The sequence below is a fragment of the Rhizobacter sp. P5_C2 genome, assembly GCF_054049715.1.
The window spans coordinates 1-9036 of record NZ_JBFULV010000165.1; the positions used below are offsets into that span (position 1 = coordinate 1).

Annotated in this window: 11 protein-coding genes; 1 reads left to right on the top strand and 10 read right to left on the bottom strand. The window is 69.2% G+C overall.

The genetic code is table 11. The features are described 5' to 3' along the window. Positions 1–115: 115 nt before the first annotated feature. Positions 116–1552: an oxygen-independent coproporphyrinogen III oxidase gene (hemN, locus tag ACXJLU_RS31550; RefSeq protein ID WP_457337705.1), complete on the bottom strand. Its 1437-nt coding sequence runs from the start codon at positions 1550–1552 to the stop codon at positions 116–118. Positions 1553–1635: 83 nt separating this feature from the next. On the opposite strand from hemN, the gene ACXJLU_RS31555 reads away from it, so the two are divergent. Next, positions 1636–2337 carry a helix-turn-helix domain-containing protein gene (locus ACXJLU_RS31555; protein WP_457337706.1) on the top strand — a complete coding sequence of 234 codons (702 nt, stop codon included), beginning with the start codon at positions 1636–1638 and terminating at the stop codon, positions 2335–2337. Between the two features lie 384 nt (positions 2338–2721). Here the strand turns inward: ACXJLU_RS31555 and ACXJLU_RS31560 are convergent, their stop codons facing one another. From ACXJLU_RS31560 to ACXJLU_RS31600, 9 genes are all read right to left on the bottom strand, one after another. After that, on the bottom strand, positions 2722–2964 hold the full coding sequence (locus tag ACXJLU_RS31560; RefSeq protein WP_457337707.1) for a hypothetical protein: 243 nt from the start codon (positions 2962–2964) through the stop codon (positions 2722–2724). A 27-nt stretch (positions 2965–2991) separates the two neighbouring features. Continuing rightward, the gene (locus ACXJLU_RS31565) at positions 2992–3228 is read right to left on the bottom strand and encodes a hypothetical protein (RefSeq protein WP_457337708.1); all 237 of its coding nucleotides are present in this window, start codon (positions 3226–3228) and stop codon (positions 2992–2994) included. 30 nt (positions 3229–3258) lie between these two features. Beyond that, a complete protein-coding gene (gene ccoG, locus ACXJLU_RS31570) occupies positions 3259–4716 on the bottom strand; it encodes a cytochrome c oxidase accessory protein CcoG (RefSeq protein ID WP_457337709.1) in 1458 nt (485 codons plus the stop codon). Positions 4717–4720: 4 nt separating this feature from the next. Next, positions 4721–5632 carry a cytochrome-c oxidase, cbb3-type subunit III gene (gene ccoP, locus ACXJLU_RS31575; protein ID WP_457337710.1) on the bottom strand — a complete coding sequence of 304 codons (912 nt, stop codon included), beginning with the start codon at positions 5630–5632 and terminating at the stop codon, positions 4721–4723. Beyond that, positions 5629–5790, bottom strand: a complete 162-nt coding sequence (locus ACXJLU_RS31580; RefSeq protein ID WP_457337711.1) for a cbb3-type cytochrome oxidase subunit 3 — start codon at positions 5788–5790, stop codon at positions 5629–5631. The genes ccoP and ACXJLU_RS31580 overlap by 4 nt, the downstream gene beginning before the upstream one ends. A 12-nt stretch (positions 5791–5802) precedes the next feature. Next, positions 5803–6423, bottom strand: coding sequence for a cytochrome-c oxidase, cbb3-type subunit II (gene ccoO / locus ACXJLU_RS31585; protein ID WP_457337712.1), 621 nt, complete (start codon positions 6421–6423; stop codon positions 5803–5805). Between the two features lie 19 nt (positions 6424–6442). Further along, positions 6443–7897 carry a cytochrome-c oxidase, cbb3-type subunit I gene (gene ccoN, locus ACXJLU_RS31590; protein ID WP_457337713.1) on the bottom strand — a complete coding sequence of 485 codons (1455 nt, stop codon included), beginning with the start codon at positions 7895–7897 and terminating at the stop codon, positions 6443–6445. A gap of 29 nt (positions 7898–7926) precedes the next feature. Then, complete coding sequence (ccoS, locus tag ACXJLU_RS31595) at positions 7927–8121, bottom strand: cbb3-type cytochrome oxidase assembly protein CcoS (RefSeq protein ID WP_457337714.1); 195 nt, start codon at positions 8119–8121, stop codon at positions 7927–7929. 9 nt (positions 8122–8130) lie between these two features. Continuing rightward, a partial coding sequence (locus tag ACXJLU_RS31600) for an HAD-IC family P-type ATPase (RefSeq protein ID WP_457337715.1) occupies positions 8131–9036 on the bottom strand: 906 nt, incomplete at its 5' end.

Here is a 9036-nt window from a genome sequence, read left to right on the forward strand (position 1 = left end):
GCCGCAGCCGCGCACGATCGCGGCGCTGCTGGCGCCGCACATCGCGGCGCAGTGCGCCGAGCCGGCCAGGCCGAGCAGCGCGGCGCCGGTGAGCAGCGCGAGGCTCATCGCCGCGTCACAGCACGCGCGAGAAGCGCGCGCCGCTGGTTTCGCCGGTGTGGCCTTCGCGCACCCTGGCCCGTGCGGCCTGCAGATGACGGTCGAACACCATCGCAATCGCGCGCACCAGCAGCCAGCCGCGCGGCGTGACCTGCACGGTCGCGCCGCCGTCGATATCGACCAGGCCGTCGGCCACGAACACCTGCAGCGACGCCCGCTCGGGCGCGAAGTACGCCGCGCCGTCGACGCCGTGCGCATGGCCGAGCGTCGCCAGGTCGGCGCGGCCCTGGCACATCAGCGCCATGATCACGTCGCGGCGCAGCAGGTCGTCGCTGTCGAGCGCCAGGCCGCGCACCACCGGGAAGCGGCGCTGCGCGAGCGCCTCGTAGTAGTCGGGCAGGGTCTTCGCGTTCTGGCTGTAGCTCGTGCCCATGCGGCCGATCGCCGAGACGCCCAGGCCGATCAAATCGCAGTCGGGCTGCGTGCTGTAGCCCTGAAAGTTGCGGTGCAGCCGGCCGGCGCGGCGCGCGCGGGCGAGCGCGTCGCCGGGCAGCGCGAAGTGGTCCATGCCGATGTCCTCGTAGCCGGCGGCGAGGAAACCGCGGATCGCGCTGCGCAGCATCGCGACGCGATCGGCACCGCTCGGCAGCTCGGCGGTGACGATGCGCCGCTGCGGCTTGAAGCGCTCCGGCAGGTGCGCATAGCCGTACAGCGCGACGCGGTCGGGGCGCAGCTCGGCCACGCGCGCCACCGTCTCGGCCAGCGTCTGCGGCGTCTGCTTCGGCAGGCCGTAGATCAGGTCGACGTTGATCGATTCATAGCCCTGCACGCGCGCAGCGGCCACCAGCACGCGCACGTCGTCGAAGGGCTGCACGCGGTGCACCGCCTGCTGCACCTCGGGCTGGATGTCCTGCACGCCGAAGCTGATGCGGTTGAAGCCGAGCGAGCGGAAGTGCGCCAGGCGCTGCGGCGTGACGGTGCGCGGGTCGACCTCGATCGAGACCTCGGCCTCGGGCAGCAGGCGGAAGGCACTGCGCAGCATCGACATCAGCCGCGTGAGTTCGGCATCGCTCAGGAAGGTCGGCGAGCCGCCGCCCAGGTGCAGCTGCGACAACGGCAGGCCGGTGCCGAGCGCGGTGGCGTGCAGGTCGATCTCGGTGGCCAGCGCGTCGAGGTACTCGGCGGCGCGTTCGTGGTGGCGCGTGATCACCTTGTTGCAAGCGCAGTAGTAGCAGACCGATTCGCAGAACGGGATGTGCACGTAGACCGACAGCGGCGCGGCGTTCCTGCCGCTGTCGCCGCTGCGCATGACCAAGGTGCGCTGGTACTGCTGCGCGTCGAAGGCCTCGCCGAAGCGGTCGGCCGTCGGGTACGAGGTGTAGCGCGGGCCGGGCACGTCGAAGCGGCGCAGCAGGTCGTCGTCGAGGGCGGGGGAGGGGTGGGCGGCGTTCATGGCGCCACTGTCGCGCGGCGCGCGCGGCGACGGCTTGCGCTGGATCAATCGGCGCCTGCGCACGGACTTTCACAATGTCTTCGATGAACCACCTTGCTGCGCTGCCCGACGAGCCCGACTGCATGCTGTGCGAGCGGCGCCACCTGTGCCTGCCGGTGGTGCGCGACGACATCGAATCGGTGGTGGCCGGCAGCGTGCGCGCGGTGGCCGCGGGCGACAGCCTGTTCCTGGAGGACGAGACCTTCGCGTCGCTGTACGCGGTGCGCAGCGGCGCCTTCAAGACCTGTGTCGGCACGCCGCCGCAGCGCGGGCGCGTGACGGGCTTCGCGTTGCCGGGCGACCTGCTCGGGCTGGATGCGATCGATGCCGGGCTGCACCGTTGCCAGGCGATTGCGCTGCAGGATTCCGAGGTGTGCGAGCTGCCGTATGACCAGGTCGAGCAGGCACTGGCGGCGTCGGGCATGCTGCAGCGGCGCTTTCACCAGCTGATGAGCCGCGAGATCGTGCGCGACCATGCGCTGATGCGGCTGCTCGGCCAGCGCCAGGCGGGGGCGCGCATCGCGGCCTTCCTGCTCGGGCTGTCGGAGCGCGCGCTGGAGCGCGGGCAGTCGGGCGTCGAGTTGCGCCTGCCGATGAGCCGCGAGGACATCGGCAGCCACCTGGGGTTGCGCATCGAGACGGTGAGCCATGTGCTGACGCGGCTGCGTTCGTCGGGCTGTTTGCGTGTTCGTCTGCGTGAGATCGACATCATCGACAAGGCTGCATTGCGAGCTGTCGCGGCCTGAGCTGGTTCTGCGTGGCACGGCGGGTGGCGGGATGCGCTGAGGACTCATGCCGGGGCGGTCGGCCCGGGGGCCGACTCCACGAAGAAGATCGGCTCCGGGGGTGCATCGGCAAACTCCCTCCACTCACTTCGTTCGCTGTGGTCAAACAGTGCCGATGAGTCAGTCCACGAAGCACGCTGCGCGTGCCACCCCCGAAGCCGATCTTCTTCGTCGCCCCAGAAATCGCCCCCAGCGCATCCCGCCACCCACCGCGCAACACCACCTGCGCTTGTTGGGGGAAAAGACTGAAATGAGGGTTGAACCCCGGATTCCGCTGCGCTTCATCCGGGCTGCACGTTCGTAGCCCGGGTGCCAACCCGGGGATCAATCTTCGCTTTCAGACGCTCAGTGGGATTCTTCCGCCATCGTCGACCACAGCAGCGCCGTCAGCGCCGAGGCCGTCGCGATCGCACCCCAAAACATCAGGAAGGTCACGCTGTAGATCGCGCGTGGCGACCAGCCGATCAATGGCCCGCCGAACCACTGGAACTCATTCGGGTCGACGACCACGAAGACCAGCATCTCCAGCACGCCCGCCATCAGGAAGGCCGGCCACAGGATCGTGATGAAACGGGTGGTCCGGGTCATGGCGGCGGGCCTTTCATCCGTGACGGCTCAGGGCGCCGGCGTCGCGGCATGGTTGCGCGCTTGCTGGGCCGGTGCCGCCGCGGTCTTGGCCGCCGCGACGCGCGCCGCGGCACTCGCCGGTTCGTCCAGCACCGGGTCGATGTGCGTCCAGGCGAGCACCATCGTCAGGATGCCGGCCACCACCACGGTCGCCGGGCCGCTGATCACCAGCCACACCATCTTGTAGCGCCACCACGGCAGCGCAAGGGTTCCGTTCGGGGTCATGCCTGTCTCCTTGTCGTTGAATGGTTGCGATCAGCGCGGCACCATGAAGGTCGATTTCTCATGCACTTCGGCCCTGCCTTCGTCGCCCAGCCGTTCGATCTCGAACGCCAGCGGGTGCACACCGGGGCCGAGCGCGCCCGCGCGCCCGGGCGGCAACTGCACCCGCACCGCGAACCAGCGCGCCTCGGTCGGGCCCACATCCACCTCGGCGGTGCTCGCGATCGTCGCCTGCTCGAGGCCGGTCACGCGCACGCGGTAGCGCTGCGCCGATTCGGTCGCGTTCATCACCTGCAGCCGGTAGACGTTCTCGACGCGGCCGTCCTCGACCTGGCGCGCCAGCGTGCCGCGGTCGCGCACCACGTCGACCTTGAACGGCTTGCGCAGCGCCAGGCTCGTGGCGAAGCCGACCGTGATCGCGAGCATCACCGCGGAATAGATCAGCACGCGCGGGCGCAGCACGTTGCGCAGCATCTGCGAGCGCGTCCAGCCGCGTGCCATGCCGTTCTGCGTCGCGTAGCGGATCAGCCCGCGCGGGTAGTTCATCTTGTCCATCACGCCGTCGCACACGTCGATGCACGCCGCGCAGCCGATGCACTCGTATTGCAAGCCCTTGCGGATGTCGATGCCGGTCGGGCAGACCTGAACGCACAGCGTGCAGTCGATGCAGTCGCCCTTGCCGAGCGCCTTCGCATCGGCGCTGCGCGGGCGCGAGCCGCGCGGCTCGCCACGCGCCTCGTCGTAGCCGATCACCAGCGTGTCGGGGTCGAACATCGCACTCTGGAAGCGTGCATACGGGCACATGTACTTGCACACCTGCTCGCGCATGTAGCCGGCGTTGCCGTACGTCGCGAAGCCGTAGAACAGCACCCAGAACCACTCCCACGGGCCGAAGCCGAAGTGCATCGCCTCGCCCGCCAGCACGCGGATCGGCGTGAAGTAGCCGACGAAAGTGAAGCCGGTCCACAGCCCGATCGCGATCCACGCCACCTGCTTGCCGCCCTTGCGCAGCAGCTTGTGGACCGACCACGGCGCGGCATCGAGCCTCATGCGCGCGATGCGGTCGCCCTCGAGGTGGCGCTCCACCCACAGGAAGATCTCGGTGTAGACCGTCTGCGGGCACGCATAGCCGCACCACAGCCGCCCGGCCACCGCGGTGAACAGGAACAGCGCATACGCGCTCAGCACCAGCAGCCCGGTCAGGTAGATGAAATCCTGCGGGTACAGCACCAGGCCGAAGATGTAGAAGCGCCGCGCCTCCAGGTCGAACAGCAATGCCTGCCGGCCATTCCACGCGAGCCACGGCAGGCCGTAGAACACCAGCTGCGTGGCCCACACCAGCGCCCAGCGCCAGGCCGCGAACAGGCCATGCACCGCGCGCGGGTAGATCTTCGCTTCGCTCGCGTACAGCGAGACGGTGGCCACCGATGAATCGGCGACCGGCGTGATCGGGATCACCCGCTTCGTGTTGCGTCCGTTCAGGTCGGCCATGCGATCACTGCGCCGCGACCGGCCCGCGGTTCGACAGGCTCCAAACGTACGATGCCAGCACGTGGATCTGCGCCTTGCCGAGCCGATCCTTCTGCGCCGGCATCACGTTGAGCTTGCCGTTGTTGACCATCGCGACGATGGCCTCTTCGCCCCAGCCGTGCAGCCAGACCTTGTCGGTCAGGTTGGGCGCGCCGAGCGCGGGGTTGCCCTTGCCGTCGATGCCGTGGCAGGCGGCGCAGGCCGTGAAGCGCGGCTTGCCGAATTGCGCGGTCGAATCGTGAGCGCTGCCCGACAGGCTCAGCACGTACTGCGCGACCTCGTGGATCTCCTGCGGACCACCGATCGCGGCCGCCATCGGCGGCATCATCCCCTGGCGCCCCTCGGTGATCGTCTCCTCGATCTTCTCGGGCGTGCCGCCGTGCAGCCAGTCGTCGTCGGTCAGGTTCGGGAAGCCCTTGCTGCCGCGCGCGTCCGAGCCGTGGCAGGTCGCGCAGTTGTTGATGAAGAGCCGTTCGCCGATCGCCATCGCCTGCGGCTCGGCCGCCAGCCTGTCGGCCGGCAGCGCGGCAAAGCGGGCATAGAGCGGCGCCATCTCGGCCTGCGCGGCACGCTGCTCTTCTTCGTACTCGCCGCGGCTGGTCCAGCCCAGGCTGCCGGCGGCGCTGCCGAGGCCGGGGTACAGGACCAGGTAGGCGACGGAGAAGACCACCGTCAGCACGAACATCACCACCCACCACATCGGCAGCGGGTTGTTCATCTCGCGCAGGTCTTCGTCCCACACATGGCCGGTGCTGTTGTCGGCGGCCATCACCTGGCGGCGGCTCGCGATGAACAGCAGCACCAGGCAGGCCAGCAGGCCGAGCAGCGTCACCGCGCCGATGTAGACCGACCAGCCCTGGCTGAAGAAGTCGCTCATCGCGCCTCTCCTTCGCCGCTGCCGTCGTGTTGGAAGGGCAGTTGCGCCGCTTCGTCGAATCGCGACCGGTTGCGCTGCGACCAGGCCCAGGCGGCAATGCCCAGGAACACCAGCATCGACAGCACCGTCACGCCACTTCTGAGGTCGTTGACATCCATGGGTCTTGCTCCTTACTTCACCGAGGTGCCGAGCACCTGCAGGTAGGCGATCAGCGCATCGATCTCGGTCTTGCCCTTCACCGCCTCGCCGGCGGCGGCGATCTCGGCATCGGTGTAGGGCACGCCGACGCGGCGCAGCGCGGTCAGCTTCGGGGCCATGTCGGCCGGGTCCAGCGTGGCCTTGGTGAGCCACGGGTAGGCCGGCATGTTCGATTCGGGCACCAGGTCGCGCGGGTTGAACAGGTGCACGCGGTGCCATTCATCGCTGTACTTGCCGCCCACGCGCTGCAGATCGGGGCCGGTGCGCTTGCTGCCCCACTGGAACGGGTGGTCGTAGACGAACTCGCCCGCCGTCGAATAGTGGCCGTAGCGCAGCGTCTCGGCGCGGAACGGCCGGATCATCTGCGAATGGCAGTTGTAGCAACCCTCGCGGATGTAGACGTCGCGTCCGGCCAGCTGCAGCGCGGTGTAGGGCAGGAGGCCCGGCGCCGCCTGCGTGGTGGAGCGCTGGAAGAACAGCGGCACGATCTCCACCAGGCCGCCGACCGCGATCACCAGCAGGATCAGCACGATCATCAGGAAGTTGTTGGTCTCGATCTTCTCGTGCGAGAAGCCGGGGGTGTTGTTGGCCATGGGTTGTTTCTCCTGCGACTCAGGCGTGGGCCGGATTCAGCGCGGGCGCCGACATCGGCACCGGCAGTGGTGCGTAGCGGCCCGCGGTGGCGGTCTTCACGACGTTCCAGGCCATGATCAGCATCCCGCCCAGGTACAGCAGCCCGCCCGCCAGGCGCACCACGTAGAAGGGGAAGGTCGCCTTCACGCTCTCGACGAAGCTGTAGACCAGCGTGCCGTCGGGGTTGACCGCGCGCCACATCAGGCCCTGCATCACGCCGGCGATCCACATCGCGGCGATGTACAGCACGATGCCGACGGTCGCGATCCAGAAGTGCAGCTCGATCGCCCGGGTGCTGTACATCGCCGTGCGGCCGAACATGCGCGGCACCAGGTAGTACAGCGTGCCCATCGAGATCAGCCCGACCCAGCCGAGCGCGCCGGAGTGCACGTGGCCGATGGTCCAGTCGGTGTAGTGGCTGAGCGCGTTGACCGTCTTGATCGACATCATCGGCCCCTCGAAGGTGCTCATGCCGTAGAACGACAGCGAGACGATGAGGAACTTCAGGATCGGGTCGTCGCGCAGTTTGTGCCACGCCCCCGACAGCGTCATGATCCCGTTGATCATCCCGCCCCAGCTCGGCGCGAGCAGCACCAGCGAGAACACCATGCCCACGCTCTGCGCCCAGTCGGGCAGCGCGGTGTAGTGCAGGTGGTGCGGGCCCGCCCACATGTAGGTGAAGATCAGCGCCCAGAAGTGCACGATCGACAGCCGGTACGAGTACACCGGCCGCCCGGCCTGCTTCGGGATGAAGTAATACATCATCCCGAGGAAGCCGGCGGTCAGGAAGAAGCCGACCGCGTTGTGGCCGTACCACCATTGCACCATCGCGTCCTGCACGCCGGCATAGGCCGAGTAGCTCTTGGTCAGGCTCACCGGAATGGCCGCGCTGTTGACGATGTGCAGCAGCGCCACCGCCAGGATGAACGCGCCGAAGAACCAGTTCGCGACGTAGATGTGGCGCACCTTGCGCACCGCGATCGTGCCGAAGAACACCACCGCGTACGACACCCACACGATGGCGATCAGGATGTCGATCGGCCATTCGAGCTCGGCGTACTCCTTGCCCTGCGTGAAGCCCAGCGGCAGCGTGATGGCGGCCGCGACGATCACCGCCTGCCAGCCCCAGAACGTGAAGGCGGCCAGCCTCGGCATGAAGAGCCGCGCCTGCGAGGTGCGCTGCACCACGTAGTAGCTGCTGGCGAACAGCGCGCAGCCGCCGAACGCGAAGATCACCGCGTTGGTGTGCAGCGGCCGCAGGCGGCCGTAGCTGAGCCAGGAGATGCCCAGGTTCAGTTCGGGCCAGGTCAGCTCGGCCGCGATGAACACGCCGACCAGCATCCCCACCACGCCCCACAGCACCGCCGCGAGCGAGAACCAGCGCACGCTCCAGTCACTGAAGACGGGCTGCGCAGCCGCAGAATCTTGAGCCATCGATCGCCTCTGCTTTCACCATGATTGCTTCACGGCGATTCTTGGGGCGGCGCGTCGGTGGAGGCTTGACCTTGATCAAGTGCGGCGTTGTCGGCTTCGAGGATGCGCAGGCCTTCGCCGTCGAGATCGTCGAATTGGCCGCGGTCCAGCGCCCAGCCGAACACGCCGAGCAGCGCGAGCACCAGCAGCGCCGACATCGGGATCAGCAGGTAGAGGATGTCCATCGTCGGGCTTCAGCGCGCGAGGCGCAGCGAGTTGGCGATGACCAGCAGCGAGCTGAGCGCCATGCCCAGCCCTGCGGCCCACGGTGGCAGCCCGCCGGCCAGCGCGAGCGGGATGCAGGCGGCGTTGTAGAGCGCCGACCACGCGAGGTTCTGGCGCACCACGCGCACCGTGCGGCGGGCCATGCGGCGGGCAGCCTCGAGGCCGTCGAGCCGGTTCGAGACGACCACCAGGTCGGCGTTCGAGCGCGCGACGAGCGCGCCGTGGCCCATCGCGAACGACACGTCGGCCTGCGCCAGCACCGGCGCATCGTTGATGCCGTCGCCGACCATCGCGACGCAGCGGCCCGCCGCTTGCTCGCGCAACACCGCGGCCTGCTTGGCGGCGGGGTCGGCCGCGCCGATCGCCGCATCGGCACCGACGCGCAGCGCGATGGCCGCGACCCGCCGTGGCGTGTCGCCCGACAGCAGCACGCGCCGCCAGCCGGCCGCGCCGAGCGCTTGTAGCGCGTCGACGGCGTCGTCGCGCAGCTGCTCGTCGAACTCCAGGCACAGCAGCGCCTGGCCGGCACGGCCGAACCAGATGCGCAGCGTGTCGTCGGCCGAAGGCTGGGCACCGACCCAGTCGGCGGCGCCGAGCCGCCATTCCACGCCGTCGCTGCCGCGCGCCGACAGGCCGCGGCCGGCCTGCTCGCCGACCTCCGACCACGCGATGCCGTCGTGCGGCGCGAGCGCTGCCACCGCCTGCGACAGCGGATGGTGCGACCAGCGCGCGAGCGACGCGGCGCGGTGCAGCAGCTCGGCCTCGGATTCGCCGGCGCCGGCCAGCAGCCGCATTGCGCTGCAGCGCGGCTGCTCCTGCGTCAGCGTGCCGGTCTTGTCGAGGAACACCGTGTCGACGCGCGCCAGCACCGGCAG

What these genes read in the sequence shown, in the direction of transcription:
- ACXJLU_RS31560 (WP_457337707.1), bottom strand. Translation starts at nt 2,964, where the DNA reads ATGACCCGGACCACCCGTTTCATCACGATCCTGTGGCCGGCCTTCCTG.
- ccoO (WP_457337712.1), bottom strand. Translation starts at nt 6,423, where the DNA reads ATGGCCAACAACACCCCCGGCTTCTCGCACGAGAAGATCGAGACCAAC.
- ACXJLU_RS31580 (WP_457337711.1), bottom strand. Translation starts at nt 5,790, where the DNA reads ATGGATGTCAACGACCTCAGAAGTGGCGTGACGGTGCTGTCGATGCTG.
- ccoS (WP_457337714.1), bottom strand. Translation starts at nt 8,121, where the DNA reads ATGGACATCCTCTACCTGCTGATCCCGATGTCGGCGCTGCTGGTGCTC.
- ccoG (WP_457337709.1), bottom strand. Translation starts at nt 4,716, where the DNA reads ATGGCCGACCTGAACGGACGCAACACGAAGCGGGTGATCCCGATCACG.
- ACXJLU_RS31565 (WP_457337708.1), bottom strand. Translation starts at nt 3,228, where the DNA reads ATGACCCCGAACGGAACCCTTGCGCTGCCGTGGTGGCGCTACAAGATG.
- hemN (WP_457337705.1), bottom strand. Translation starts at nt 1,552, where the DNA reads ATGAACGCCGCCCACCCCTCCCCCGCCCTCGACGACGACCTGCTGCGC.
- ccoN (WP_457337713.1), bottom strand. Translation starts at nt 7,897, where the DNA reads ATGGCTCAAGATTCTGCGGCTGCGCAGCCCGTCTTCAGTGACTGGAGC.
- ccoP (WP_457337710.1), bottom strand. Translation starts at nt 5,632, where the DNA reads ATGAGCGACTTCTTCAGCCAGGGCTGGTCGGTCTACATCGGCGCGGTG.
- ACXJLU_RS31555 (WP_457337706.1), top strand. Translation starts at nt 1,636, where the DNA reads ATGAACCACCTTGCTGCGCTGCCCGACGAGCCCGACTGCATGCTGTGC.